The following is a 26,521-nucleotide window of genomic DNA, read 5'->3' as shown; positions in this document are numbered from 1 at the left end:
GCATTTTGTGCGCAGCACGCTGAATAAAGTGGGATCGCGCTCGCATTATGCCTGGAGATGTCAGCAGAAAAAAGGGCATAAAAAAAGGGACGATTTTCATCGTCCCTCAGTTCATCCCGATAACCGATTAAACGGCAGTCTGGAAGATTACGCTATCTGCTTTGTCAGTGTATTGTCCCAGCTGATCAAAGTTGAGGTAACGGTAAGTGTCTGCCGCGGTCTTATCCACCTGCAACATAAACTGTTGGTACTCGTCCGGCGTTGGCAATTTACCGAGTAGCGAGGCTACCGCGGCCAGTTCAGCCGATGCCAGGAAGACGTTCGCACCATTACCCAGACGGTTCGGGAAGTTACGCGTGGAGGTGGAAACCACCGTCGCGCCATCCTTCACTCGCGCCTGGTTACCCATGCACAGTGAACAGCCCGGAATCTCGATACGCGCGCCGCTCTTACCGAACACGCTGTAATAGCCCTCTTCAGTCAGCTGCGCGGCGTCCATTTTAGTCGGCGGCGCAACCCAAAGACGGGTTGGCAGCTGGCCTTTATGGGCATCCAGCAGTTTGCCGGCTGCGCGGAAGTGACCGATGTTAGTCATGCACGAACCGATAAATACTTCATCGATTTGCTCGCCCTGCACGTCAGACAACCAACGTGCATCGTCTGGATCGTTCGGTGCACAGAGAATGGGCTCTTTAATGTCCGCCAGATCGATGTCGATCACCGCAGCGTAGTCAGCATCCGCATCGCCTTCCAGCAGTTGCGGATCGGCCAGCCATTTTTCCATGCCTTCAACGCGGCGCTCCAGCGTACGACGATCGCCGTAGCCTTCCGAGATCATCCACTTCAGCAGCACGATGTTAGAGTTCAAATACTCGATAATCGGCTCTTTGCTCAACTTGATTGAACAACCGGCGGCAGAGCGTTCGGCTGATGCATCTGAGAGTTCAAATGCCTGCTCAACTTTCAAGTCTGGCAGACCTTCAATTTCCAGAATGCGTCCAGAGAAGATATTTTTCTTCCCTTTCTTCTCAACGGTCAGCAAGCCAGCTTTGATTGCGTACAGTGGAATCGCGTGGACCAGATCGCGCAGAGTGATGCCAGGCTGCATTTTACCTTTGAAACGCACCAGCACCGATTCCGGCATATCCAGCGGCATCACGCCGGTCGCAGCCGCAAACGCCACCAGACCCGAACCCGCCGGGAAGGAAATACCAATTGGGAAGCGGGTGTGTGAATCACCACCGGTTCCTACGGTATCTGGCAGCAGCATACGGTTCAGCCAGCTATGAATAATACCATCACCCGGACGCAGCGAGACGCCGCCACGGTTCATGATGAAGTCTGGCAGCGTATGGTGCGTGGTCACGTCAACCGGCTTCGGATAGGCCGCGGTATGGCAGAAGGACTGCATCACCAGATCAGCGGAGAAGCCGAGGCACGCCAGATCTTTAAGTTCATCACGGGTCATTGGACCGGTAGTGTCCTGAGAACCGACAGACGTCATTTTGGGTTCGCAGTAAGCGCCCGGACGAACACCTGCTACGCCGCATGCACGACCGACCATTTTCTGCGCCAGTGAGTAACCACGGGTGCTGGCGGCAACATCTTTGGCTTGCACGAACACATCGCTGTGCGGCAAACCGAGTGATTCGCGCGCTTTGGTGGTTAAGCCACGACCGATAATCAGCGGAATACGACCACCCGCACGCACTTCGTCCAGCAGCACCTCGGTCTTCAGCTCGAAGGTCGCCAGCAATTCGTCGGTTTCGTGATTGCGCACTTCGCCTTTATACGGGTAGACGTCGATGACATCGCCCATGTTCAGGCGATCAACATCAAGTTCGATTGGCAATGCGCCAGCATCTTCCATGGTGTTGAAGAAGATTGGAGCAATTTTACCGCCGAGGCATAAACCGCCGCCCTTTTTGTTCGGCACATAGGGGATATCGTCGCCCATAAACCACAGCACCGAGTTGGTGGCGGATTTACGTGAAGAACCGGTACCGACCACATCACCGACATAAGTCAGTGGGAAGCCCTTGGTCTGCAGCGCTTCGATCTGTTTGATCGGTCCAACGTTACCGGCATCGTCGGGTTCGATACCTTCACGGGCGTTTTTCAGCATCGCCAGCGCGTGCAGTGGAATATCCGGACGTGACCATGCATCCGGCGCCGGGGAGAGGTCGTCGGTGTTGGTTTCGCCGGTCACTTTGAACACGGTGGTGGTGATTTTTTCAGCCAGTTTTGGACGCTTCAGGAACCATTCGGCATCGGCCCAGGACTGGATGATTTTTTTCGCGTGTGGGTTACCCGCTTTCGCTTTCTCTTCGACATCGTAGAAGTTATCGAACATCAGCAGCGTGTGGGACAAGGCTTCGCCAGCAATCGGTGCTAAGGCTTCATCTTCTAACGCTTCAATCAGCGCATGGATGTTATAACCGCCCTGCATGGTGCCCAGCAGCTCAACGGCTTTTTCGCGAGTAACCAGAGGAGAGTGGGCTTCGCCCTTAGTGACAGCTGCCAGGAAACCGGCTTTAACATAAGCCGCTTCATCAACACCTGGTGGGACACGGTTGACCAACAGGTCGGTCAGGAATTCTTCTTCACCCGCTGGCGGGTTTTTCAGCAGTTCAACCAGCGCGGCCATTTGGGAAGCATCTAACGGCTTAGGTACGATTCCCTGGGCAGCACGCTCGGCAACGTGCTTACGGTATTCTTCTAGCACGACGTTCTCCTCGCTCTCATTGTATAGCTTTCCGGCGCACCCCTTGATGCTGTCGAACAGTAGGGTGAGGTGCCCGGTTCCGCGTGGGGCAGCATAGCAGCATTTCGCCTGATTGTTAATCTGTTTACAAAAAAGCAACATCCGCGCGTTATTTAGCAGGTTCGTCTGCGGATTGCGCGCGATCACATAAAAAAGCAGGCGTTGAAAGCCTGCTTGCTGCATAAATGAGGAGAAAACGATTATCGATCGACCAATATAAACTCGCTGTCGTTATAACGTGCGCCCTGAATATTGTGCACGCTGAACAGCTCATCCAGCGTGGCGACATCAACCCCGCGTAATGTTAAATCGGCGGCGGCGCAGTTCTGTTCCAGATGGGCGATTTTACTGGCTCCGGGAATCGGCACGATAAAGTCACCTTTCGCCAGCACCCACGCCAATGCTAGCTGGGCGGCTGTAGCGTCATAACCTGAAGCCATCGCAGAAAGTTGATTCACTAACTTCTGGTTATGTGCCTGCGCATCCTGCTGGAAACGCGGTAAAGAACGACGGAAATCATCTTCGGCTAAGCTCGAAGCCGCCGGGAATTTCCCGGTCAGGAAGCCGCGTCCCAGCGGACTATAAGGAACAAAGCCCACCTTAAGTTTACGGCAGGTGGCGAGAATCTCCTGCTCAGGGTCGCGCGACCACAGCGAGTATTCGCTTTGTAGCGCCGAAATCGGATGCACCGCGTGGGCACGGCGTAACGTAGCGGATGAAACTTCCGACAGGCCGAGATACTTTACTTTTCCTTCGCGTACCAAATCCGCCATCACCCCCACCACCTCTTCGATTGGCACGGCCGGATCGAGGCGATGCTGATACAGCAGCTCAATCGTCTCTACGCCGAGACGTTGTAGCGATCCCTCGACCGCGCGTCGGATATGTGCGGGATCGCTATTTACGCCGGTAACCCGCTGCCAACCTTCACCCTGTTCGGTGATGCGGAAGCCAAATTTTGTGGCCACTTTGATATCGCTGCGGCCTTTGATGGCTTTCGCCAGCAGGGTTTCATTAAGAAAAGGACCGTAGACTTCGGCGCTATCGAGGAAATCGACGCCCAGCTCAAATGCGCGCGCCAGGGTATTCAGCGCCTGCTTTTCATCATTTTGACCATAGGCGAAGCTCATGCCCATGCAGCCTAATCCCAGCGCCGAAACCTGTAATCCCTGATTGCCTAATTGACGTTGTTGCACGGTTTTATCCTCTTAGCTGTTGGTGTTAATGTTATAAACCTCAGCAATCACGGCAACAATTGAGCTATTTTTGCCGATTTAGTGAGTAAAACTCAGCAATGAATAATTACCGTGCGTCTATGCAGGAACTGGAAATGTTTGCTGCCATCGCGCAGCACCTGAGCTTTCGTAAAGCAGCCGAAGAGCGCAACGTCACGCCTTCCAGCCTGAGCCATGCGATGCGACATTTCGAAGCGCGCCTGGGCGTGCGTCTGCTGAACCGCACCACGCGCAAAGTTGCGCTGACCGAAGCGGGAGAACGCTTTTTACAACGTATTCAGCCTGCTCTGGCCGATCTGGCGCAAGCGGTAGACGAGCTCAATGACTGGCGCAGCGATCCACGCGGCAATTTGCGTATCAGCATGCCGCGATCGGCGGAAGCGCTGTTCTTCGATGCGCTTATTTTGCCGTTCTTACTGCGCTATCCCGAGATCACGCTTGAGATCGATAGCAACGATTCGCTGCTGGATATCGTAGAGGCTGGGTTTGATGCGGGCGTGCGCTACGGCGATGTGCTGGCGCAGGATATGGTGGCGGTGCCATTTGGCGCGCCGATGCGAGCGCTGGCGGTGGCGAGCCCAGCCTTTATAGCTCAGCACGGTATACCGCGTGAACCCGCTGAGCTGCTGCAGTTCCCCTGCATTGAGCGACGCTTCCCGAGTGGGCGACGTTATCGCTGGGAATTCTGGCAGGATGGCCGCCGACAGGAAGTGGCAGTGAAAGGTGCATTAGTGCTGGATAACAATGAACGGATTTTACAGGCGGCGCGTGCAGGCGTGGGCATTGCTTTTTTGCATGAAGGCACGGTGCGGAAAGATTTAGAACGCGGCGATTTAATTGAAATACTCACCGAATTTACTGCGCTAGAAGAAGGATTCTGGCTCTACTATCCAAGTCGTAAATATCTTTCAGCGCCACTGCGGAATTTTATTGACTGGCTTAAGGAAACGAACAACCAATTAAATACATCCATTACGCGATCTATTTAAATAATTAAATAAAAACAAAATGATTAATTTAAATAACTTTAAAATTAAGGTGAAATAAAAAAATTTTGGCGTAGACTGCCTGCGGGCGCTTGAGGCAACTTGCTTCAAGCTGAAAAGATTGAGGTAGGTTGTGGAGCGTAAAATCGTGCAGTTAACTTTCATTAACCGCACGAGCAAGCAACATACCCTAACACCTAGACAATGTCAGGGTAGTCGCTTGCTCGTGCTAAATCAAGAGGAACGTGACTATGAAGTCAATATTCAGCAAGCTGATTATCAGCGGGCTCATTCTATTAGGATTGTGTCTGGTTAATCGCAGTTCACTCTGTGAATTACGATTACGGATATTCACTGCTGAATTATCGGCTGTTATGGCTTACGAAGCACAACAGTAAAACTTCACTAGCGGGAGTTCGCTCCCGCTATTCCGGCATTGCGCATGTGTTGGCTCACGCGCCTTTTTTCTTTCTTTTATTAAACAGAACCACTAATAAAAAACGGCTCCTTAAAGGAGCCGTTAATTTATTTAAAGCGGAAAATTATTTCTTTTTCGCTTTTGGATTCGGCAGGTCCGTGATGCTACCTTCGAATATTTCGGCGGCCAGGCCGACAGACTCATGCAGCGTTGGGTGCGCGTGAATGGTCAGTGCGATATCTTCGGCATCACAGCCCATTTCAATCGCCAGACCAATTTCACCCAGCAGCTCGCCGCCGTTGGTCCCGACAATCGCGCCACCGATAACACGGTGCGTTTCTTTGTCGAAGATCAGCTTGGTCATACCGTCTGCACAATCAGAAGCGATCGCACGGCCTGAAGCCGCCCACGGGAAGGTGGACACTTCGTAGCTGATGCCTTTCTCTTTGGCTTCTTTCTCGGTCAGACCAACCCAGGCAACTTCTGGCTCAGTATACGCAATAGATGGGATCACTTTCGGGTCGAAGTAGTGCTTCAGACCGGAGATCACTTCCGCCGCTACGTGGCCTTCATGCACACCTTTGTGCGCCAGCATTGGCTGACCCACGATGTCACCGATGGCATAGATGTGCGGTACGTTGGTGCGCATCTGCTTGTCGACGCGGATGAAGCCGCGATCGTCCACTTCCACGCCCGCTTTACCGGCATCCAGACCTTTACCGTTTGGTACACGGCCAATCGCCACCAGCACCGCGTCGTAACGCTGGGCGTCAGCGGGCGCTTTTTTGCCTTCCATCGATACGTAAATACCGTCGTCTTTCGCTTCAACCGCGGTGACTTTGGTTTCCAGCATCAGATTGAATTTCTTGCTGATACGCTTGGTGAAGACTTTAACCACGTCCTTATCGGCAGCCGGAATCACCTGGTCGAACATCTCAACCACGTCGATCTCTGAACCCAGTGCTTTGTAAACAGTGGCCATTTCCAGACCGATGATGCCGCCGCCCATGACCAGCAGACGCTTCGGCACTTCTTTCAGTTCCAGCGCATCGGTAGAGTCCCACACGCGCGGATCGTTGTGCGGAATAAATGGCAGTTCGATTGGACGAGAACCGGCCGCGATAATCGCGTTATCGAAGTTAATGGTGGTTGCGCCACCTTCACCTTCTACCACCAGCGTGTTAGCACCGGTGAATTTGCCGAGGCCAGTCACCACCTTCACTTTACGACCTTTCGCCATACCCGCGAGGCCGCCAGTGAGCTGGTTGATAACCTTCTCTTTCCACGAACGAATTTTGTCGATGTCAGTTTGCGGCTGGCCAAACACGATACCGTGCTCTTCGAGGGCTTTTGCTTCGTCGATCACTTTAGCGACGTGCAGCAGCGCTTTTGACGGGATACAGCCTACGTTCAGACAAACACCGCCGAGGGTGCTGTAACGCTCAACGATTACGGTTTCCAGACCTAAATCAGCGCAACGGAAGGCTGCAGAGTAACCTGCAGGACCTGCCCCAAGTACCACGACTTGAGTTTTAATCTCTGTACTCATCATGACCTCTTGTTTGATTACCGGCAGTCAGGAAAAAGCTTTTCCCAAGCTCTAATGCCCTATATCCGCCGGGACATTTCACCGCGAGAGTTTACAGAATTGTTAACAAACTGCCAACCGCGGCAACATTGAATGCTTACAACAAGGCCGGCTTACGCCGGCCTTGATTAACGTCACATCACCAGACGGCGAATGTCGGACAGTGTGTTGTTGATGATGGTGATAAAGCGCGCACCATCAGCACCGTCGATCACGCGGTGGTCGAAGGAGAGTGAGATTGGCATCATCAGACGCGGCTCAAACTCTTTACCGTTCCACACCGGCTCCATCGCTGACTTGGAAACACCGAGGATAGCCACTTCCGGCGCATTGACGATCGGCGCGAAGTGCGTGGTACCCAAGCCGCCAAGGCTGGAGATGGTGAAGCAACCGCCCTGCATGTCGCCGGCGGTCAGCTTGCCATCACGTGCTTTCTTAGAGATCGCCATCAGCTCGCGCGACAGTTCAGTGATGCCTTTTTTGTTCACATCTTTGAACACCGGAACCACCAGACCGTTTGGCGTATCCACCGCCACACCGATGTTGATGTATTTCTTCAGCGTCAGTTTCTGTGCATCTTCAGACAGTGAACTGTTGAAGCGTGGCATCTGCTCAAGAGCCGCAGCAACGGCTTTCATGATGAACACCACTGGCGTGAATTTCACATCCAGTTTACGTTTCTCCGCTTCAGCATTCTGCTGCTTACGGAACGCTTCCAGATCGGTGATATCGGTTTTGTCGAAATGCGTAACGTGCGGGATAACCACCCAGTTACGGCTCAGGTTAGCACCGGAGATTTTCTGGATACGGCCCAGTTCCACTTCTTCGATTTCGCCGAACTTGCTGAAGTCCACTTTCGGCCAAGGCAGCAGACCTGGCAGGCTTCCGCCGCTGGCTGCTGCAGCCGGAGCCGCTTCAGCGCGTTTCACCGCGTCTTTAACGTACGTCTGCACGTCTTCTTTCAGAATGCGACCTTTACGGCCGGTGCCTTTGACTTTCGCCAGGTTAACACCGAACTCGCGCGCCAGACGACGAATCACCGGGGTAGCGTGTACGTAAGCATCATTCTCCGCGAACTCGCTCTTAGCATCCGCTTTCGCTGCTGCTGGGGCCGCTGCAGGTTTCGCTGCTTCTGCCGCTGGAGCCGCTTCCTGTTTGGCTGCTGGAGCCGCAGCCGGTGCCGCGCCTTCCACTTCAAACACCATAATCAGTTTACCGGTGCTGACTTTATCGCCCGTCGACACTTTCAACTCTTTCACGGTACCGGCAAACGGTGCTGGCACTTCCATTGAGGCTTTGTCGCCTTCAACCACAATCAATGATTGCTCAGCAGCAACTTTGTCGCCCACTTTCACCAGGATTTCGGTGACTTCAACTTCATCGCCGCCAATGTCTGGCACGTTGACGTCTTTCGCGCCAGAGGCCGCAGGTGCTGCTGCTGGAGCCGCTTCCTGTTTGGCTGCTGGAGCCGCAGCCGGCGCTGCACCTTCGGCTTCGAACACCATGATCAGTGAACCGGTATTCACTTTATCGCCGGTGGCGATTTTGATCTCTTTCACCACGCCCGCGAACGGCGCGGGTACTTCCATTGAGGCTTTGTCGCCTTCAACGGTGATCAGCGACTGCTCAGCAGCCACGGTGTCGCCAACTTTGACCAGAATCTCGGTGACTTCCACTTCATCGCCGCCGATGTCTGGTACGTTGACCTCTTTGCTGACCGCAGCGGCAGCAGCTGGAGCAGGCGCAGCGTCCGCTTTCTTCTCTTCTGCTGGCGCTGGCGCCGCTTCTGCGGCACCTTCAGCGTCAAAGATCATGATAAGCGAGCCGGTTTCCACTTTGTCACCGGTTGAGATTTTGATCTCTTTCACCACGCCTGCCTGCGGCGAAGGCACTTCCATAGAGGCTTTATCGCCTTCCACGGTGATCAGCGACTGTTCAGCTTCAACTTTGTCGCCCACCTTTACCAGGATTTCGGTGACTTCAACTTCGTCCGCCCCGATGTCCGGCACGTTAATTTCGATAGCCATTACTCTCTTACCTCTTATGCCAGACGCGGGTTAACTTTATCGGCGTCGATATTGAACTTGGTGATTGCTTCTGCCACCACTTTCTTATCGATATCGCCGCGTTTAGCCAGCTCACCCAGCGCAGCCACAACCACATACGATGCATCCACTTCGAAGTGGTGACGCAGGTTTTCACGGCTGTCGGAGCGACCGAAGCCATCGGTACCCAACACGCGATAATCACTGGAAGGCACGTAGCTGCGAACCTGTTCTGCGAACAGCTTCATGTAGTCGGTCGATGCGACGGCCGGTGCTTCGTTCATCACTTGCGCGATGTACGGTACGCGTGGCTCATCAGTTGGGTGCAGCATGTTCCAGCGCTCACAATCCTGACCATCACGCGCCAGCTCGGTGAACGAGGTCACGCTGTAGACGTCAGAAGCGATGCCGTAATCTTTCGCCAGGATCTGCGCGGCTTCACGCACGTGACGCAGAATCGAACCTGAACCCAGCAGCTGCACTTTGCCTTTGCTACCTTCTACGGTTTCCAGCTTGTAGATACCCTTACGGATACCCTCTTCCGCACCCTGCGGCATCGCCGGCATGTGGTAGTTTTCGTTCAGCGTGGTGATGTAGTAGTAGATGTTTTCCTGCGCTTCGCCGTACATACGCACCAAGCCATCTTGCATGATGACCGCGATTTCGTACGCGTAAGACGGATCGTAAGAGATACAGTTCGGGATAGTCAGCGACTGAATGTGGCTGTGACCATCTTCGTGCTGCAAACCTTCGCCGTTCAGTGTAGTACGACCGGAGGTGCCGCCGACCAGGAAGCCGCGCGCCTGCATATCGCCGGCCAGCCACATCAGATCGCCGATGCGCTGGAAGCCGAACATCGAGTAATAGATGTAGAACGGAATCATCGGCAGGTTGTTGGTGCTGTAAGAGGTCGCCGCCGCCAGCCAGGATGAACCTGCGCCCAGCTCGTTGATCCCTTCCTGCAGAATCTGACCTTTCTCGTCTTCTTTATAGTAAGCAACCTGCTCGCGGTCCTGCGGGGTGTACTGCTGACCGTTCGGGCTGTAGATACCAATCTGACGGAACAGACCTTCCATACCGAAGGTACGGGCTTCGTCGGCAAGGATCGGAACCAGACGATCTTTGATCGACTTGTTCTTCAGCATCACGTTCAGGGCACGCACGAAAGCGATGGTGGTGGAGATCTCTTTATTCTGCTCTTCCAGCAGCGGACGGAACTCTTCCAGCGTTGGCATTTCCAGCTTCTCGCTGAACTCCGCCTGACGCGTTGGCAGATAGCCGCCCAACTTCTCACGCTGACCGTGCAGATAGTTGTACTCTTCAGAGCCTTTTTCGAAGGTGACGTAGGGCAGCTCTTCGATTTTGTCATCGGCCACTGGCACATTGAAGCGATCGCGGATGTAGCGAACGCCATCCATGTTCATCTTCTTAACCTGGTGCGCGATGTTTTTACCTTCGGCCGTGTCGCCCATACCATAACCTTTAATGGTATGTGCCAGAATCAGCGTTGGCTGACCTTTGGTCTCCTGCGCTTTTTTCAGTGCAGCGTAGACTTTCTTCGGATCGTGGCCGCCGCGGTTCAGCGCGAAGATCTCTTCGTCTGACCAGTCTTTCACCAGCGCTGCGGTTTCCGGGTATTTACCGAAGAAGTGCTCACGCACGTACGCGCCGTTACGGGATTTGAAGGTCTGGTAATCGCCATCAACGGTTTCGTTCATCAGCTGAATCAGCTTGCCGCTCGTGTCCTGGCGCAGCAGTTCATCCCAGCGACCGCCCCAAATCACTTTGATCACGTTCCAGCCAGCACCGGCAAAGATGCCTTCCAGCTCGTTGATGATCTTACCGTTACCGGTGACCGGGCCATCCAGACGCTGCAGGTTACAGTTGATGATGAACACCAGGTTGTCCAGCTTCTCGCGGGTGGCGATGGTGATCGCACCTTTGGATTCCGGCTCATCCATCTCGCCATCGCCGAGGAAGGCGTAAACGGTTTGTGCTGAGGTGTCTTTCAGACCGCGGTGTTCCAGATACTTCAGGAATTTCGCCTGATAGATCGCGTTCAACGGACCCAGGCCCATTGATACGGTTGGGAACTGCCAGAAGTCCGGCATCAGTTTCGGGTGCGGGTAAGAAGAGAGACCTTTGCCCTGCACTTCCTGACGGAAGTTGTTCATTTGATCTTCGGTCAGACGACCTTCAAGGAAGGCGCGGGCGTAGATACCTGGAGAAATGTGACCCTGGAAGAAAACCAGATCGCCGCCGTCTTTGTCGCTACGCGCGCGGAAGAAGTGGTTAAAGCACACTTCATAAATGGTCGCGGAAGACTGGAAGGAGGACATATGGCCGCCCAGCTCCAGATCTTTCTTCGACGCACGCAGCACCGACATAATGGCGTTCCAACGAATTGCGGAACGGATACGACGTTCAAGAGAGGTGTTGCCCGGATAATCCGGCTCATCTTCAACAGCAATAGAGTTAATGTAGTTGCTGATTGCAGAGGAACCTGCGGCAACTTTCACGCCACCTTTGCGTGCTGCGCTCATTACCTGATCAATCAGATACTGCGCGCGCTCAACACCTTCTTCACGGATGACCGATTCGATCGCTTGTAGCCAATCACGAGTTTCGATCGGATCCACGTCATTCTGTAAACGTTCTGACATGGGGTGTATTCCTTATCTGTGTCTAATACGTTGAAATTATCAGGAGCCTGTCTGCTTGTGCTTTGTTTCTGGTTCACAGCACAAGAAGACAGGCCCGTCGTGTTTTCCGCACGTTCGTTGCCGTGCGTTATTCCTTACGTTGCTGTAAACGACGCAGGGAGCGTTCACGACGACTCTGCTCCCGACTTCTATCCAGCAAGATTTCCTCAATGAACGCCAGGTGACGATGGGATGCCTCGCGTGCTTGTTCTGGCTCACGCGCCACAATCGCCTCGTAAATACTGGCGCGGTGACCACTCACTTTCGCCAGCATTTCCCGACGAGCGTAGAGCAATTCAAAATTCTGACGAACGTTTTGTTCCAGCATAGGGCCCATGGAACGTAGCAGATGCAGCAGCACCACATTATGGGCTGCTTCTGTGACAGCGATCTGATACTTCATCACGGCATCGGCTTCTGCGTCGAGATCGCCGCTGTCCTGTGCCTGCTGAATGTGAAGATGGCAGTCACGGATGCGCTGCAAATCTTCATCGGTCCCCCGCAGCGCCGCGTAATAGGCAGCAACGCCTTCCAGCGCGTGGCGGGTTTCCAGCAGGTCAAACTGAGATTCTGGATGTTCGGCAAGCAGACCGACCAGCGGGTCGCTCAGGCTTTGCCAGAGATTTTTCTGGACGAAGGTGCCGCCGCCCTGGCGACGCAACAGCAGACCTTTAGCTTCCAGGCTCTGAATCGCTTCGCGCAAGGATGGACGTGAGACATCAAACTGTTTCGCCAGTTCACGCTCGGGGAGCAGTTTTTCACCCGGCTGAAGCGTCCCTTCCATAATGAGGGATTCCAGCTGCTGCTCAATCGCATCGGAGAGCTTAGGTTGGCGAATTTTACTGTAAGCCATCTTCCCTTCTTATCAGCCAAACGTCCGGAGTAAATTGGTAATACCAATTGAAAAATGGTGCCGGTAAAGTAACAAAGTATTCACCTTGTGTCTATATGGACGCGGTCACACTTCAGGGGAAGATCGTAGGGCTGCTGCGCTAACCCACCGGGATAAAGCGAAAAAACGGCGGGCCTCGCCAAATGTTAATGAATTGCACTTTTACCTAACCTTACACTGAGTTAGCCGCCCTTCAGCCGCGCAACTATAAGGGAAACCTATTCGTGTTAGCGGTTTTTTCATGGCAGAAAGAATGTGATGGGTTGGTAGAGGATGCTGCTGCTTTTTCAGTCATCTCTCAGCACAAAAAGCAAAAGCAGGTGCAAAGCAGCGCGCTTATCACTATTCTGAACGCCGTGGTAGCTCATGCATGCACACAGCACGCCAGATACCGTAAAGAAAAGAATACATTAAGGTCAACAGCCTTAGCGTGCGTGCACTGCAGGCGCACAATAACAACATCACGAGGTTTGTATGGAACAACAGCAAGGCGACACGCTGCACCGCGGCTTGAAGAATCGCCATATTCAGCTGATTGCGCTGGGCGGAGCCGTAGGTACTGGCTTGTTTCTGGGCAGCGCATCAGTGATTAAGTCGGCCGGTCCTGCCGTTATTCTCGGTTATGCGATCGCCGGTTTTATTGCCTTTCTGATTATGCGCCAACTGGGCGAAATGGTGGTTGAAGAGCCGGTTGCCGGCAGCTTTAGCCATTTCGCCTACAAATATTGGGGCAACTTTGCCGGTTTCGCCTCGGGCTGGAACTACTGGGTGCTGTATGTGCTGGTGGCGATGGCTGAGCTTACCGCCGTCGGTAAATACGTGCAGTTCTGGTGGCCAGATTTCCCAACGTGGGCCACGGCTGCCATCTTCTTTGTGCTGATCAACGCCATCAACCTGACCAACGTGAAAGTGTTTGGTGAGATGGAGTTCTGGTTCGCGATTATTAAAGTGGTTGCGGTCATCGGCATGATTCTGTTCGGTGGCTGGTTGCTGTTTAGCGGCAACGGTGGCCCGCAGGCCAGCGTCAGCAACCTGTGGGATCAGGGCGGCTTCCTGCCACACGGCATGACCGGATTAGTGATGATGATGGCGATCATCATGTTCTCCTTTGGTGGTCTGGAGCTGGTGGGTATCACCGCCGCAGAAGCCGACAATCCGCAAGAGAGCATTCCTAAAGCCACCAATCAGGTGCTGTGGCGTATTCTGATTTTCTATATCGGCTCACTCGCCGTGCTGCTGTCGCTGCTGCCGTGGACACGCGTGACGGCGGATACCAGCCCGTTTGTGCTGATTTTCCATGAGCTGGGCGATGCCTTTGTTGCCAACGCGCTGAACGTGGTGATCCTGACGGCGGCGTTGTCGGTCTACAACAGCTGCGTTTACTGCAACAGTCGTATGCTGTTTGGCCTCGCGCAACAAGGCAACGCGCCGAAAGCGCTGCTGAAAGTTGATAGCCGCGGCGTACCGGTTGCTACCATTCTGGTCTCTGCCGTTGCAACCCTGCTGTGCGTACTGATCAACTACCTGATGCCGGGCGAAGCTTTTGGCCTGCTGATGGCGTTGGTGGTGTCTGCGCTGGTGATCAACTGGGCGATGATCAGCCTCGCGCACCTGAAATTCCGCAAGAAGAAAGATCAGCAAGGCGTGACCACCCGCTTTAAAGCGGTGCTCTATCCGCTGGGTAACTGGATCTGCTTAGTGTTCCTCGCCGGTGTGCTGGTGATCATGCTGATGACGCCGGGTATGGCGATTTCGGTATGGCTGATTCCGGTGTGGTTGGTGATTCTGGGTATCGGTTACACCATCAAGAACAAACTACAGAAAGTCTAATGTTGTTCCCTGCCCGGCACGCTGTTGCCGGGCAGCACTTCTGATCTGGCTCACACTTTTCTTCGCCCGCGCGTTTTGTCCATCTTCCCGACCATTTGCTCCCCAGCAGATTACTGATTTTGCACAGATAATTTCTGCTCATCATATCGCTGGAGACGATCAATGAAAGGAGCAGCCCTCTCGTTCAGAGAGAAACTGGGATACGGCATGGGCGATGCCGGATGCAACATGATTGGCGGTGCCATCATGCTGTTCCTCAATTATTTCTACACTGATGTATTCGGTTTAGCCCCGGCGCTGGTCGGCACGCTACTGCTGTCGGTGCGCGTGCTCGACGCCATCACCGATCCCATCATGGGCGCCATTGCCGACCGCACGCAAAGCCGCTGGGGCCGTTTCCGCCCGTGGCTACTGTGGGTTTCCGTGCCTTACGTGCTGTTTAGCGTGTTGATGTTCACTACGCCGGAGTGGAGCTACGACAACAAAGTCATCTGGGCGTTTGTCACCTACTTCCTGATGTCACTCACTTACACCGCTATCAACATTCCTTACTGCTCGCTGGGCGGCGTGATAACCAACGATCCCGGTGAGCGCGTGTCCTGTCAATCGTATCGCTTCGTGATGGTGGGCATCGCCACGCTGATTCTCTCGCTTTCGCTACTGCCGATGGCCGAGTGGTTTGGCGGCGACAACAAAGCACGCGGCTATCAAATGGCGATGAGCGTGCTGGCACTGATCGGTTTGGTGATGTTCCTGTTCTGCTTTGCCACAGTGCGCGAGCGCATTCGCCCTGCGACACCGAGCAACGATGATTTAAAACAGGATCTGCGCGACGTGTGGAAAAACGATCAGTGGGTGCGCATTCTGCTACTGACCTTCTGCAACGTCTGCCCCGGATTTATTCGCATGGCCGCCACCATGTATTACGTCACCTGGGTGATGGGGCAATCAACACATTTCGCCACGCTGTTCATCAGCCTTGGCGTTATCGGCATGATGTTCGGCAGCACGCTGGCGAAAATCCTCACCGATCGCTGGTGCAAGCTCAAGGTGTTCTTCTGGACTAACATCGCGCTGGCGCTGTTCTCCTGCGGCTTCTACTGGATCGATCCGCATGCCACCGTGGCGGTGGTGATCGCCTACTTCCTGCTGAATATTCTGCACCAAATTCCGTCTCCGCTGCATTGGTCACTGATGGCCGACGTAGATGATTATGGCGAATGGAAAACGGGCAAACGCATCACCGGCATGAGCTTCTCCGGCAACCTGTTCTTCCTCAAGGTCGGACTGGCCGTTGCGGGCGCGATGGTCGGGTTCCTGCTATCGATTTATGGCTACGATGCCGGCGCGAAACAACAAGCACCTCACGCCATTAACGGCATCATGCTGCTGTTCACCGTGATTCCGGGAGTGGGATATTTGATTACCGCGGGCGTAGTGCGGTTAATGAAAGTCGATCGCAATTTAATGCGTACGATTCAGGCCGATCTGGCACTGCGCCGTACTCATTCACACGCCATATCCCCTATCGCATCCGCTACGACTACGCAACCAGGAGAGATCAAATGAGCTGGCCCAACCCTTTTATTACGCAACGCGCCGATCCCTTCATTCTTCGTCACGCCGATGGCTACTATTTTATCGCCTCGGTGCCGGAATATGACCGGCTAGAGCTTCGTTACGCGACCACGCTGGCTGGCCTGATTGAGGCTGAAGCCGTTACGGTGTGGCACAAACCGGATACTGGCCCCTTCAGCGCGCTAATTTGGGCACCGGAACTCCATCACATTAATGGACAATGGGTGATCTATTTTGCCGCCGCGCCAACACGCGCGATTAAGGACGGTTTGTTTCAGCACCGCATGTATGCGCTGGTGTGCGATGATGCCGATCCGCTGAGCGGTGACTGGCAACCTTGTCGTCGCGTGCATACGCCCATCGACTCCTTCTCTCTTGATGCCACCTACTTCCATCATCAAGGCAAACACTGGTATCTGTGGGCGCAAAAGGATCCGGCGATTCCCGGTAACTCCAATCTTTATCTCGCCGAGTTGCTTAATCCGTGGACGTTGAAAAGTGCCCCGCTGATGCTGAGCCGCCCCGAGTACGAATGGGAATGTGCGGGGTTCAGCGTCAATGAAGGTCCGGCGGTGATTCAGCATGGTGATAAGCTGTTTGTCACCTATTCTGCCAGCGCGACCGATGAAAATTACTGTCTGGGGATATTAAGTATTGATGTGTTGGCCGATCCGCTCAACAGCAGCGCCTGGCACAAATCTGCACGGCCGGTATTTGCCACCAGTTGGGATAATCAGCAATACGGACCAGGGCATAACAGCTTTACGGTGGATGAAGCGGGAAGAGCGGTGCTGGTGTATCACGCACGCAATTACACGGAAATTGAGGGCGATCCACTGTGGGACCCGAATCGCCATACGCGATTGAAATACTTCGACTGGCGCGCAGACGGCACACCGGATTTCGGTGTACCGCCAGCCGATCACACCAGCGTGCCGTAGATGGTCAACAGTGCGACAACCACCACCAGCACCAGGGAAATGCGTTTCGCCAACGCCACCGCAACACGTGGCGTTTCGACTTTATCCATGTGTGGATCGCGTGCCAGCGAGAACTGCGCCAGGCTGGTCAGCACCTGATATTGCGGGCGATGCAGATCGCCTAACGCGGCAAACCATGCGGGCAGCGCACGTTCGCCATGGCCGAGCAGCGCGTAGGCCACCCCCGCTAAACGGACGGGAATCCAGTCAAGCAGGTGCAGCAGACGATCAACGCCAGACTGCGAGCGCTCCAACGGCGAGTGATGTTTCGCCAGCCAGCTCTGCCACGCACGCAGAAATGCATAGCCCACCAGCAGCACCGGGCCGTACGGGCCCCCCACCACAAACCAGAACAGTGGTGCAAGATAGAAGCGGAAGTTAATCCAAATCAGTGCATTCTGCAGTTCCCGCAAGAATTCGCGCTCGCTGCACTCAACGGGCACACCGTGAATCAACGTCAGCTCGGCCGCCATCGCCTGATGGGCCGCTTCATCGTCATGGCTCGCGGCTTTGAGATAGTTGTGATAGTGCAATCGCACCGATCCAGCGCCGATACACAGCAGTCCCACCACAATCCAGAACAGCAATTGCGCCACGCCAAACAGAATACCTTTCAGGCTCCATACCACCAGCCAGACGATCAGCATCGCGATGACGGTCATCATCAGCGTGCGCAGTAAGGAAAAACGCTGACGACCACGGAACAACGGCTCCAGCCGATGATCCAGCTGCCAGTGTTCACCTAACTTAAAAAGGCGTTCCCAACCTAAAACTAATAACAAGCTAAACAACGTCATACCTGCTCCTGCTGTCTCAGGGATTCTCCTGCCGGATGGATTCTTTATAACGCGACCAGTCAAAAGATGAACCGGGATCGGTTTTCCGCTCTGGTGCGATATCGCTATGGCCGGTGATGCGCGCAGGCGTCAACGGATAGTGCTGCAACAGGAGATGAGTCACCTGTTGCAAAGTCGCGTACTGCGCATCGGTATAGGGCAGCGTATCGGTGCCTTCCAGTTCAATGCCCATCGAAAAATCGTTGCAGCTTTCACGTCCTTCAAACTGTGAAACGCCGGCGTGCCAGGCACGCTGATCGAAAGAGACGTATTGCACCAGCTCGCCGTCGCGGCGGATTAAACAGTGCGCCGCCACGCGTAAATGGGCAATGTCAGCAAAATAGGGATGCGCATCGGCCGGCAAGGTGCCGGTAAACAACCGATCAATCCACGGTCCGCCAAACTCACCGGGCGGCAAACTGATGTTGTGAATCACCAGCAGCGAGGGCACTTCATCATTTGGACGCTGATTGAAGTGTGGTGAAGGTACTTTGCGCGCGCTGGTAATCCAGCCCTCTTCCAGTTTCATGCTGTTAAATCCTAAGCAAAATCAGGCTGAGAATACCATGTTTCATCCAGCAGGCTTGCGACTTAATGCGCCGGCGAGCGCGAGTTCAGGATACTAAACATTTCACCCGTAGCAACTGGCATTGGCCAATAAATCAGGCTAAGGTGAGCGCACGAAATCTCGTCTTGTGGAGTGGCAAAACCATGGCAACGCGTCGTTACGATCCCGATCATCGCCGTCAGGAACTGATTAAACGAATTGAGCAAGATATTCCGGAAGCCGTGGCCCGCGCGCTCCAGGAGGATCTCGGCGGTGAAGTGGATGCGGATCGCGACATCACCGCATTGTTGCTGCCCGCCGAGAAGCAAGCGGTCGCAAAAGTGATCACCCGTGAACCCGGTGTTTTTTGTGGTAAACGCTGGGTGGAAGAAGTGTTTATCCAACTTGGGAACAAAGTTACCCTCACCTGGCATGTCGAAGATGGTCAAACGCTGGTTGCCGATCAGTTACTGTTCGAACTTACAGGCCCAGCGCGCCTGCTGTTAACCGCTGAACGTACCGCGCTCAACTTCGTGCAAACGCTGTCTGGCGTTGCCAGCGAGGTCAGCCGTTACGTCGCCCTGTTAGCGGGTAGCGAAACCCAACTGCTCGACACACGCAAGACCTTGCCCGGCCTGCGTACCGCACTTAAATATGCCGTGCTATGTGGTGGCGGTAACAACCACCGTTTGGGCCTCTCGGATGCCTTCCTGATAAAAGAAAACCATATTATCGCCAGCGGTTCGGTACGCAATGCGGTGGAAAAAGCCCTGTGGCTTTCGCCCGATGTGCCAGTGGAAGTTGAAGTCGAATCACTAACCGAACTGCAGGATGCCATTGATGCTGGTGCAGACATTATCATGCTGGATAACTTCAGCCTTGAAATGATGCATGACGCGGTAGTGCTGACCAACAAGCAAGCGCTGCTGGAAGTCTCTGGCAACGTGACGGAAGCCACACTGCCACAGATTGCCCAAACCGGTGTCGATTATGTTTCCGTGGGAGCGCTGACCAAACATGTGCACGCGCTGGATCTGTCGATGCGTTTCAGCGAGATTTGATGCCCCGATTTCGCCGCCTTCCTGCGCGGCAGAGTTGCGAGATGGCTTCCAGAATTCTGTTATCCTCACTGTAATCGTGACGATTCTCTGCGCGATGCTTTCCAGCCTCGCGCACACCTGACTTCCGCTTTCCTTCCCGCTTTTCTACCTTAGCGGCTCCACAACAAGGAGCTTTACTATGGAAAGACAACGCGGTTTTACGCTTATCGAATTGATGATTGTGATTGGCATCGTTGCCATTCTCAGCGCCATCGGTTTACCGGCCTATCAAAACTACCTGCAACGCGCAGCGCTTACTGACATGCTGCAAACTATGGTGCCCTACAAAACAGCCGTTGAACTGTGCGCCATCGAACGCGGCGGACCCGCACAATGTCAGGCGGGACAACGTGGCATTCCTGCGGCCAAAGGTTCGCGCTATGTGGCAACGCTTAGCGTGGTTAACGGTGCGATCAACCTGACCGGGCAGGAAAGTCTCAGCGGACTGACGGTCGACATGTTGCCCATCTGGAGTGCTGCCGATGGCACCTTGAGCTGGCAACGCAGCTGCGCCAGCGATAACAGCAGCCTGCGCGATAGCTGCCTTGAACAGTTCCGCTTTGCCGATAAGGATGCCAACTGATGGAGAATCCTCATGCTCAGCTGCAAGCTTTGTGCGCACGTTATCAGGCGGTTATTTTACACCATGACACTACGCTTCTCCGGGTTGCAGTAGCAGAGACGCCCGATCCGTTGCTGCTGGAGGCGCTGCAGTTCGCTAGCCAATGCAAAGTCGATGTTGAATGCTGGCCTGCGGCGCGACTTGAACAGTTGCTACACGAACCGGAATCGGCGGTCGCGCCACGTGAACATGCCAGCGCAGAGTCTGCGATTAATGCAGTGGACCAGATTTTGCGTCAGGCAATTCAGCGCCGCGCATCAGATATACATTTCGAACCGCAACGCCATGGATTGCGCGTGCGTCTGCGCATTGATGGCGTGTTACACAAACTGTCTCAGCCGTTAGAAGCGCAACCTGCTGCGATTCTGGCGCGCCTGAAAATCCTGGGCGGATTGGATATCGCCGAACGGCGTTTACCGCAGGATGGGCAGTTTACGCTCGAAATAGACGACAAGCTGGCGGCATTTCGTCTCTCCACGCTGCCGATTAGCTAGGGTGAAAAAGCCGTGGTGCGTCTGCTGCAAAGTGAAAATAGCGCCATTACGCTTGATAAACTCGGCATGCCCGCTGCACAGCTACGTTTGCTTAAGAACGCGTTAGCGAAGCCGCAAGGTTTGATTCTGGTTACAGGCCCCACCGGCAGCGGTAAAACCTTCACCCTTTACAGCGGATTAAGCGCACTTAACGTGCCAGAAAAGAATGTATGTAGCGTGGAGGATCCAGTTGAGATTCCGCTGGATGGCATTAATCAAACGCAGATTCAACCGCGCAGCGGGCTCGATTTCAATCGTGTGTTGCGCGCACTGCTGCGTCAGGATCCCGATGTCATTATGGTAGGCGAAATCCGTGATGCCGAGACGGCCAGCATCGCCGTTAAGGCAGCACAGACCGGTCATCTGGTGCTGTCCACTTTGCATACTAACTCGACCGCTGAAACGCTGACGCGCCTGCGTCAGATGGATATTCCCGGTTATCTGCTCGGGCCCGCTTTGCAATTAGTGGTGGCGCAGCGTCTGGTCAGGCGCTTATGTATGCATTGCCGTCAGCCGGGACAAGCCATCGCCCACCTGCCAGCTGAACTTTGGCCGGGCACACTGCAAACCTGGCGAGCACCAGGCTGCGATCACTGTTTCTCCGGCTATTACGGGCGGCTAGCGCTGTTTGAAGTGTTGCCGGTGACCAGCAAATTGCAGAATGCTATCTCAGCAGATATGCCGCTCGAACATCTGTTAACGCTGGCAAATGAACAGGGAATGAAGACCTTGCTGACTGCGGGTTTGGAAGCGGTAAGTCGCGGCGATACCTCATTTGAAGAGATGCAGCGCGTGGTGGGCCTCGGCGATGGCTAATCTCTATCATTTTCGCTGGCAGGCGTTCGATACAATGGGTGTGTTGCAGGAAGGCGAGTCGCTCAATGCCAACCAGGATGCGCTGCTCAATCAACTTTCCGATCGCGGAATGCTACCTGTGAGCTGGCTGCGCGGAAAATGCTGGCGCTCGCGCGACTGGAAGTGGCAACAGAAAATTGACCTGGTGCGGCAACTGGCGACGCTACTTAAAGCCGGCTTACCGCTGGCGGAAAGTCTGATTTTGCTGGCAGAAGGCCATCCACATGCCGGTTGGCGGATATTACTGAAAGGATTGCAACGCCGCGTCATCGCCGGTGAGCCCTTCTCACAGGCATTGCAAGAGTGGCCGCAGATCTTTCCACCGCTGTTCCCCGCCTTGATGCAGGTAGGCGAGTTAACCGGTCAACTCGATGAGTGCTGTCGCCAATTGGCGCAGCAGCAAAGTAAGCAACAATACTTACGGCAAAAAGTGGTGAAGGCGCTGCGTTATCCCCTGTTTATCTTGCTGGTGGCGCTTGGGGTCAGTGCTGGCATGCTGCTTTTTGTTTTGCCTGAATTTGTCTCCGTCTATGCCAGCTTTGATGCACCGCTGCCTGCTTTTACAGCTGCGGTAATGGCGCTGTCTGAACTGCTGCAGAAAGCCGCACTGCCGCTGATGCTGGTATGCGCCGCAGTATTGGGAATTGTGCAACAGACTTATCGGCGCTCAATACCATGGCAAAAGCGCGTACATCAATGGTTGTTGCGCATGCCGCTGTTATCACCACTATGGCGCGGCGGGCAGCTCAGCCAGATTTACGCCATACTGCAACTTACCCAGCAATCCGGTTTAACGTTGCTGCAAAGTCTCCAGGCGGTGGAAGTAACGCTGGTATCACGTTTGTGGCGCGATGCCATTATTCAGTTGCAACAGCATATCGCTGCAGGTGCGCCACTGCATCAGGCGCTGCAACAGCATCTACTGTTTACACCCCTTTGTGCCCAGCTAATCCGAGTGGGCGAAGAAGCGGGTACGTTGGATGTGATGCTCGCGCGACTGGCGGAATGGCATGAATCGCAAACATTAGCGCGAGCTGATGCTCTGGCTGCATCGCTGGAACCGATGATGATGGTGGTAATTGGCGGGATTGTTGGCACATTAGTGATTGCGATGTATCTGCCGGTATTTGGTCTCGGCGATGCGATTCGTTAACGGGCACACGCGATGCGTGCCCGTAATCTGTGATCAGCGAGTAAACACGCGGTTCTCTTGTTCAGCGACGCGGATAAAGGTGGTGCGTTTAGTCAGCTCTTTCAACCGCTCCGCACCCACGTAGGTACAGGCCGAACGTAAACCGCCGAGAATATCTTTAACCGTCTCTTCAACCGGACCGCGCACCGGCAAGCGCACAGTCTTACCCTCTGCCGCACGGTATTGCGCGACACCGCCTACATGGCGTTTCATCGCCGATTCGGAGCTCATGCCGTAGAACAGCATAAATTTCTCGCCCTGCTCTTCAACGATGGTTCCTTCGCACTCGTCATGTGCCGCAAGCATGCCGCCGAGCATGGTGAAATCCGCACCGCCACCGAAAGCTTTGGCAATATCACCTGGAACCGAGCATCCACCGTCACTGACGATCTGTCCGCCTAAACCGTGTGCGGCATCCGCACATTCAATAACCGCAGAAAGCTGAGGATAACCAACGCCGGTCTTTACGCGTGTAGTGCAAACCGAACCTGGGCCAATACCCACTTTGACGATGTCTGCACCAGACAAAATCAACTCTTCCACCATTTCACCGGTGACCACGTTGCCTGCGCAGATGGTTTTACCTGGGAAGCTTTCACGTACTCGCAGCAGGAACTGGACAAAGTGCTCTGAATAGCCGTTAGCAACGTCGATGCAGATGAAATTGAGCTGTGGCGATAACGCCAGAATGGCGGATAACTTAGTGAAGTCTGATTCTGAAGTCCCGGATGAGACCATCACATGACTCAGCACCGCTGCAGGAACGCGCTGCACAAATGCCTGCCACTCTTGCACGTTGTAATGTTTATGCACTGCGGTGAGGACATTAAAACCTGCCAGGGCTTCAGCCATCGTGAAAGTGCCGACGGTATCCATGTTGGCGGCAATAATCGGAATGCCACTCCAGCTCAAGCCTGAGTGTTTAAAGGTGAAGGTGCGTTCCAGTTCAACCTCGGAGCGACTTTTCAACGTAGAACGTTTTGGGCGGATCAAAACATCTTTAAAGCCCAGTTTTAGATCTTCTTCAATGCGCATAGCTGATTGTCCTGGTTAGTGAAGACGAACCGCGGTTCGGGTAGCGCTCACGGCTCCAGTGTCGTTATCATACGCGTCATTCGTTCCGCGACAAGACTGCGAATTTCACTTTATTTAGGCTACAATCCCTTAAATTTAGCTGAGAAAAATGATTGTGATCATGCTCTCATCTTGCTGTGGTTGATCGCCGCTCACGATATAAATTTTGCGAGAACGCTATGCCTTATACCGTTGCGCTCACCGGCGGCATTGGCAGTGGTAAAACCACTATTGCCAACGCTTTCGCAGCGCTAGGCGTTGATATTATTGACGCTGATGCCATTGCCAGAGAAGTCGTTGAGCCTGGAACGCCGGCCTTAAAGGCGATCGCTCAACGTCATGGAGACACCATTCTCACGGCAGAAGGCACGCTCTACCGTGCACGGCTTCGTGAAATTATTTTCCAGCAGCCGCAAGAGAAAAACTGGCTTAATCAATTGCTTCATCCACTCATTAACGCTCGCACGCAACAATTAAAGCTATTGGCGACTTCACCTTATGTGCTTTGGGTGGTGCCGTTATTGGTCGAAAACGGCTTACAGCATCAGGCCGATCGTGTGTTAGTCGTGGATGTGGATACCGCCACACAGTTGCAACGCACACAACAGCGGGATGGCATTTCATTGAGTCAGGCCAAAAGTATTCTCGCCGCACAGGCCAGCCGCGAACAGCGCCGAGCCTGTGCGGATGACATCATTGATAACAGTGGTACACCTGAGCAGGTGCTACCGCGCGTTGCTGAGCTTCACCAGCGCTATCTACGGCTGGCAGCAACCGGAAAGGATTAACATCATGAGCACTGTTGTTCTCTTTGAACACCCTCTGAATGAGAAGATGCGCACCTGGCTGCGCGTTGAGTATCTGATTGATCAGTTGCATGAGACCGTGCCGGTAAACGGTTCGGTATCGGCACTTGGCGTTTTCCGTATCCTCAGCGATTTATTGGATATTTTTGAACGTGGGGATATGCGTACCGAATTGCTAAAAGAACTGGAGCGCCAACAGCAAAAATTACGCGCGTGGCTGGATGTGCCAGGCATTGACGAACTGCGCGTTAATAATTTGCGCCAGCAGTTGAAACAATGCTCGAGCGAATTAATGGCTGCACCGCGTATGGGCCAGCAATTACGTGAAGATCGGCTGGTTGCTCTGGTGCGTCAGCGTCTGAGCATTCCCGGCGGCTGCTGCAGTTTCGATCTACCAAGCCTGCATATTTGGTTGCACCAGGAACAAGCCGTGCGTGATGTTCAGGTGAATAGTTGGCTGGAGTCACTGAATCCACTGCGTAACAGTTTGACGATGATCCTCGATTTAGTGCGCCAGTCTGGCATATTTCGTCACCAAACCAGCCTCAATGGCTTTTATCAGGATAATGCCGAAGGATCTGATTTACTGCGCCTGCAATTAACGCTGGAAGATGCGCTGTATCCGCAAGTTTCGGGCCACAAAAGCCGCTATGCGATTCGTTTCCTGCCGTTAGACAGTGAACGTGGAGAAGTACCCGCCCGACTGAATTTTGAATTAGCTTGTTGTTAGAGGACGTTATGCCGGAAGAGATGATTACTGTACCTTGCCCCAACTGTCGTCGCGATGTGATTTGGGATGAATTAAGCCCGTGGCGTCCATTCTGCAGTAAACGTTGCCAACTGATTGATTTAGGTGAATGGGCTGCAGAAGAAAAACGCATTCCCAGCAGCGGCGACCAGATGGACAGCGATGACTGGAGTGAAGAACAGCAATAAATAAGAAAGGGGCTTAGCGCCCCTTTACTTAAATCTCGCCAGCCACTAATCGGCTAATCAATTCATGGTTCGCTGGAGGAAACTCATCCGCGACCAACGCCTGCTGGTCCACCCAACGTTGTGGCTGACCTTCTCGGCCATAAGGTTCACCGTTCCAGCCTTCGACCAGAAAGAAATGCAGAGTAACGCGCAGATCTTCATAACTGTGATCGGCTTGGCCAATCGCACTTGCCAAGGTGACTTCAATACCCGTTTCTTCCATCAACTCACGCTTGAGCGCCTGCTCAGCGGTTTCATCCTGTTCAATCTTTCCGCCAGGAAACTCCCATTTATTCGCCATGTAGGAGCTTGCCGCGCGCTGTGCAAGAAAGATTTGATGTTCTGTATTGCGAATGATGCCCACCGCAACCTGCAGGTGTTTCATAAGCTGAATTCCGCTTTTAATAAATGAGCGCTGAGTGTAAATCAGACATCGGATGATGTTAACCACTGAGAGGAAAGTGACGTATCGCGCCGCACAAAAGCTGTTGATTAAGACATGTCGTAATGATCGCAACCGGGAATGTTGGGAATACTCGCAGCCACTTTCTTCTGCCAAACCCGATTACCTATGGAATTCAAAGAAACAACGTTTTTGGCGCAAAATACGCCGGAACAATTACATGCCTTACGCCATCTGGTATTTCACGACATCCTGACCTTAGACAGCGCTCAGAACACGCTGACATGGTGGCCTGAAAACAAAATCATTCCGTTGAATGAAGCGCAAAAACGATTTTTTTCCTGCCTATTGCTGAAGATCACCTCAAAACGTCAGATTATTGCCACGGTGTGGAATGAGAGCTATCCGAGCATCAGCGACAACAATTACCATCAGCTACTGTTTCAGAGCCGGGCACTGTTGAGGCGCTCCGGCTTGCCTGATGGTCTGCTGGTGACGTTGCCATATCATGGCGTGCGCCTAAACGAAGAGAAACTCATGGCGATAACACGCTAAACGCC

Annotated in this window: 22 protein-coding genes and 1 pseudogene; 13 read left to right on the top strand and 10 right to left on the bottom strand. The window is 53.8% G+C overall.

Translation table 11 applies throughout. From position 1 onward, the window contains the following. Window positions 1-127 precede the first annotated feature (127 nt). Window positions 128-2,725, bottom strand: a complete 2,598-nt coding sequence (acnB, locus tag ACRQ84_RS18675) for a bifunctional aconitate hydratase 2/2-methylisocitrate dehydratase (protein WP_483816824.1) — start codon at window positions 2,723-2,725, stop codon at window positions 128-130. Between the two features lie 239 nt (window positions 2,726-2,964). Next, window positions 2,965-3,960 (bottom strand): aldo/keto reductase, encoded by a 996-nt coding sequence (locus ACRQ84_RS18670; protein ID WP_483816823.1) that lies wholly within the window; start codon window positions 3,958-3,960, stop codon window positions 2,965-2,967. Between the two features lie 98 nt (window positions 3,961-4,058). Between ACRQ84_RS18670 and ACRQ84_RS18665 the strand changes: the two genes are divergently transcribed. Together ACRQ84_RS18665 and ACRQ84_RS18660 are read left to right on the top strand one after the other, a co-directional pair. Beyond that, complete coding sequence (locus ACRQ84_RS18665; RefSeq protein WP_483816822.1) at window positions 4,059-4,988, top strand: LysR family transcriptional regulator; 930 nt, start codon at window positions 4,059-4,061, stop codon at window positions 4,986-4,988. A 248-nt stretch (window positions 4,989-5,236) separates the two neighbouring features. Next, window positions 5,237-5,383 carry a Hok/Gef family protein gene (locus ACRQ84_RS18660; RefSeq protein ID WP_137385164.1) on the top strand — a complete coding sequence of 49 codons (147 nt, stop codon included), beginning with the start codon at window positions 5,237-5,239 and terminating at the stop codon, window positions 5,381-5,383. Between the two features lie 144 nt (window positions 5,384-5,527). On the opposite strand, the gene lpdA is transcribed toward ACRQ84_RS18660, so the two are convergent. The 4 genes from lpdA to pdhR form a co-directional block, all read right to left on the bottom strand. Then, window positions 5,528-6,952 carry a dihydrolipoyl dehydrogenase gene (gene lpdA / locus ACRQ84_RS18655; RefSeq protein ID WP_007888688.1) on the bottom strand — a complete coding sequence of 475 codons (1,425 nt, stop codon included), beginning with the start codon at window positions 6,950-6,952 and terminating at the stop codon, window positions 5,528-5,530. A 173-nt stretch (window positions 6,953-7,125) separates the two neighbouring features. Next, a complete protein-coding gene (gene aceF, locus ACRQ84_RS18650; RefSeq protein ID WP_483816821.1) occupies window positions 7,126-9,018 on the bottom strand; it encodes a pyruvate dehydrogenase complex dihydrolipoyllysine-residue acetyltransferase in 1,893 nt (630 codons plus the stop codon). A gap of 14 nt (window positions 9,019-9,032) precedes the next feature. After that, complete coding sequence (gene aceE, locus ACRQ84_RS18645) at window positions 9,033-11,699, bottom strand: pyruvate dehydrogenase (acetyl-transferring), homodimeric type (protein ID WP_064737559.1); 2,667 nt, start codon at window positions 11,697-11,699, stop codon at window positions 9,033-9,035. A gap of 127 nt (window positions 11,700-11,826) precedes the next feature. Continuing rightward, entirely contained in the window at window positions 11,827-12,591 is a 765-nt protein-coding gene (gene pdhR / locus ACRQ84_RS18640) for a pyruvate dehydrogenase complex transcriptional repressor PdhR (protein ID WP_064737560.1), read from the bottom strand. 513 nt (window positions 12,592-13,104) lie between these two features. On the opposite strand from pdhR, the gene aroP reads away from it, so the two are divergent. From aroP to ACRQ84_RS18625, 3 genes are all read left to right on the top strand, one after another. Continuing rightward, on the top strand, window positions 13,105-14,460 hold the full coding sequence (gene aroP / locus ACRQ84_RS18635; RefSeq protein WP_064737561.1) for an aromatic amino acid transporter AroP: 1,356 nt from the start codon (window positions 13,105-13,107) through the stop codon (window positions 14,458-14,460). 162 nt (window positions 14,461-14,622) lie between these two features. Further along, on the top strand, window positions 14,623-16,029 hold the full coding sequence (locus tag ACRQ84_RS18630) for a glycoside-pentoside-hexuronide (GPH):cation symporter (RefSeq protein ID WP_483816820.1): 1,407 nt from the start codon (window positions 14,623-14,625) through the stop codon (window positions 16,027-16,029). Then, window positions 16,026-16,979: a glycoside hydrolase family 43 protein gene (locus ACRQ84_RS18625; RefSeq protein ID WP_483816819.1), complete on the top strand. Its 954-nt coding sequence runs from the start codon at window positions 16,026-16,028 to the stop codon at window positions 16,977-16,979. Before ACRQ84_RS18630 ends, ACRQ84_RS18625 begins: the two co-directional genes overlap by 4 nt. Here ACRQ84_RS18625 and ampE read toward each other — a convergent pair. After that, window positions 16,961-17,815: a beta-lactamase regulator AmpE gene (gene ampE, locus ACRQ84_RS18620; protein ID WP_064737564.1), complete on the bottom strand. Its 855-nt coding sequence runs from the start codon at window positions 17,813-17,815 to the stop codon at window positions 16,961-16,963. The genes ACRQ84_RS18625 and ampE overlap by 19 nt on opposite strands. Before the next feature lie 16 nt (window positions 17,816-17,831). Continuing rightward, on the bottom strand, window positions 17,832-18,383 hold the full coding sequence (gene ampD / locus ACRQ84_RS18615; protein ID WP_064737565.1) for a 1,6-anhydro-N-acetylmuramyl-L-alanine amidase AmpD: 552 nt from the start codon (window positions 18,381-18,383) through the stop codon (window positions 17,832-17,834). 182 nt (window positions 18,384-18,565) lie between these two features. On the opposite strand from ampD, the gene nadC reads away from it, so the two are divergent. From nadC to hofC, 4 genes and pseudogenes are all read left to right on the top strand, one after another. Then, the gene (gene nadC, locus ACRQ84_RS18610) at window positions 18,566-19,462 is read left to right on the top strand and encodes a carboxylating nicotinate-nucleotide diphosphorylase (protein ID WP_483816818.1); all 897 of its coding nucleotides are present in this window, start codon (window positions 18,566-18,568) and stop codon (window positions 19,460-19,462) included. A 178-nt stretch (window positions 19,463-19,640) separates the two neighbouring features. Beyond that, the gene (gene ppdD / locus ACRQ84_RS18605) at window positions 19,641-20,084 is read left to right on the top strand and encodes a prepilin peptidase-dependent pilin (RefSeq protein ID WP_483816817.1); all 444 of its coding nucleotides are present in this window, start codon (window positions 19,641-19,643) and stop codon (window positions 20,082-20,084) included. After that, window positions 20,084-21,472 (top strand): annotated as a pseudogene (gene gspE, locus ACRQ84_RS18600) (type II secretion system protein GspE). Before ppdD ends, gspE begins: the two are co-directional and overlap by 1 nt. Further along, window positions 21,465-22,664: a protein transport protein HofC gene (gene hofC / locus ACRQ84_RS18595; RefSeq protein ID WP_483816816.1), complete on the top strand. Its 1,200-nt coding sequence runs from the start codon at window positions 21,465-21,467 to the stop codon at window positions 22,662-22,664. The pseudogene gspE and the gene hofC overlap by 8 nt, the downstream one beginning before the upstream one ends. 33 nt (window positions 22,665-22,697) lie before the next feature. Here the strand turns inward: hofC and ACRQ84_RS18590 are convergent, their stop codons facing one another. Further along, complete coding sequence (locus ACRQ84_RS18590) at window positions 22,698-23,738, bottom strand: GMP reductase (RefSeq protein WP_064737570.1); 1,041 nt, start codon at window positions 23,736-23,738, stop codon at window positions 22,698-22,700. 218 nt (window positions 23,739-23,956) lie between these two features. Here ACRQ84_RS18590 and coaE point away from each other — a divergent pair, with 218 nt between their 5' ends. The 3 genes from coaE to yacG are packed head-to-tail and all read left to right on the top strand — an operon-like array spanning window position 23,957 to window position 25,519. Further along, window positions 23,957-24,565, top strand: coding sequence for a dephospho-CoA kinase (gene coaE / locus ACRQ84_RS18585; protein ID WP_483816815.1), 609 nt, complete (start codon window positions 23,957-23,959; stop codon window positions 24,563-24,565). Between the two features lie 4 nt (window positions 24,566-24,569). Beyond that, window positions 24,570-25,313: a cell division protein ZapD gene (gene zapD, locus ACRQ84_RS18580; protein WP_483816814.1), complete on the top strand. Its 744-nt coding sequence runs from the start codon at window positions 24,570-24,572 to the stop codon at window positions 25,311-25,313. 8 nt (window positions 25,314-25,321) lie between these two features. Then, a complete protein-coding gene (gene yacG / locus ACRQ84_RS18575; RefSeq protein WP_064737573.1) occupies window positions 25,322-25,519 on the top strand; it encodes a DNA gyrase inhibitor YacG in 198 nt (65 codons plus the stop codon). 28 nt (window positions 25,520-25,547) lie between these two features. Here yacG and mutT read toward each other — a convergent pair whose 3' ends face one another. Beyond that, window positions 25,548-25,943, bottom strand: a complete 396-nt coding sequence (gene mutT, locus ACRQ84_RS18570; protein WP_064737574.1) for an 8-oxo-dGTP diphosphatase MutT — start codon at window positions 25,941-25,943, stop codon at window positions 25,548-25,550. Window positions 25,944-26,129: 186 nt separating this feature from the next. On the opposite strand from mutT, the gene ACRQ84_RS18565 reads away from it, so the two are divergent. Then, window positions 26,130-26,516 (top strand): winged helix-turn-helix domain-containing protein, encoded by a 387-nt coding sequence (locus ACRQ84_RS18565; protein ID WP_483816813.1) that lies wholly within the window; start codon window positions 26,130-26,132, stop codon window positions 26,514-26,516. Window positions 26,517-26,521 lie beyond the last annotated feature (5 nt).

This window comes from Pantoea sp. E2023-21, from assembly GCF_051302795.1.
Lineage (GTDB): Bacteria > Pseudomonadota > Gammaproteobacteria > Enterobacterales > Enterobacteriaceae > Pantoea > Pantoea ludwigii_A.
Note: the sequence above shows the minus strand (reverse complement) of the source record. Positions and strands in the feature narration are given on the sequence as shown.

Excerpts from the sequence above, each read along its gene's own strand:
- ACRQ84_RS18665 (WP_483816822.1), top strand. The coding sequence starts at position 4,059 with ATGAATAATTACCGTGCGTCTATGCAGGAACTGGAAATGTTTGCTGCC.
- ACRQ84_RS18630 (WP_483816820.1), top strand. The coding sequence starts at position 14,623 with ATGAAAGGAGCAGCCCTCTCGTTCAGAGAGAAACTGGGATACGGCATG.
- ampE (WP_064737564.1), bottom strand. The coding sequence starts at position 17,815 with ATGACGTTGTTTAGCTTGTTATTAGTTTTAGGTTGGGAACGCCTTTTT.
- aroP (WP_064737561.1), top strand. The coding sequence starts at position 13,105 with ATGGAACAACAGCAAGGCGACACGCTGCACCGCGGCTTGAAGAATCGC.
- yacG (WP_064737573.1), top strand. The coding sequence starts at position 25,322 with ATGCCGGAAGAGATGATTACTGTACCTTGCCCCAACTGTCGTCGCGAT.
- lpdA (WP_007888688.1), bottom strand. The coding sequence starts at position 6,952 with ATGAGTACAGAGATTAAAACTCAAGTCGTGGTACTTGGGGCAGGTCCT.
- ACRQ84_RS18590 (WP_064737570.1), bottom strand. The coding sequence starts at position 23,738 with ATGCGCATTGAAGAAGATCTAAAACTGGGCTTTAAAGATGTTTTGATC.
- ampD (WP_064737565.1), bottom strand. The coding sequence starts at position 18,383 with ATGAAACTGGAAGAGGGCTGGATTACCAGCGCGCGCAAAGTACCTTCA.
- mutT (WP_064737574.1), bottom strand. The coding sequence starts at position 25,943 with ATGAAACACCTGCAGGTTGCGGTGGGCATCATTCGCAATACAGAACAT.
- zapD (WP_483816814.1), top strand. The coding sequence starts at position 24,570 with ATGAGCACTGTTGTTCTCTTTGAACACCCTCTGAATGAGAAGATGCGC.
- nadC (WP_483816818.1), top strand. The coding sequence starts at position 18,566 with ATGGCAACGCGTCGTTACGATCCCGATCATCGCCGTCAGGAACTGATT.
- pdhR (WP_064737560.1), bottom strand. The coding sequence starts at position 12,591 with ATGGCTTACAGTAAAATTCGCCAACCTAAGCTCTCCGATGCGATTGAG.
- ppdD (WP_483816817.1), top strand. The coding sequence starts at position 19,641 with ATGGAAAGACAACGCGGTTTTACGCTTATCGAATTGATGATTGTGATT.
- ACRQ84_RS18660 (WP_137385164.1), top strand. The coding sequence starts at position 5,237 with ATGAAGTCAATATTCAGCAAGCTGATTATCAGCGGGCTCATTCTATTA.
- ACRQ84_RS18565 (WP_483816813.1), top strand. The coding sequence starts at position 26,130 with ATGGAATTCAAAGAAACAACGTTTTTGGCGCAAAATACGCCGGAACAA.
- ACRQ84_RS18625 (WP_483816819.1), top strand. The coding sequence starts at position 16,026 with ATGAGCTGGCCCAACCCTTTTATTACGCAACGCGCCGATCCCTTCATT.
- coaE (WP_483816815.1), top strand. The coding sequence starts at position 23,957 with ATGCCTTATACCGTTGCGCTCACCGGCGGCATTGGCAGTGGTAAAACC.
- aceE (WP_064737559.1), bottom strand. The coding sequence starts at position 11,699 with ATGTCAGAACGTTTACAGAATGACGTGGATCCGATCGAAACTCGTGAT.
- hofC (WP_483816816.1), top strand. The coding sequence starts at position 21,465 with ATGGCTAATCTCTATCATTTTCGCTGGCAGGCGTTCGATACAATGGGT.
- aceF (WP_483816821.1), bottom strand. The coding sequence starts at position 9,018 with ATGGCTATCGAAATTAACGTGCCGGACATCGGGGCGGACGAAGTTGAA.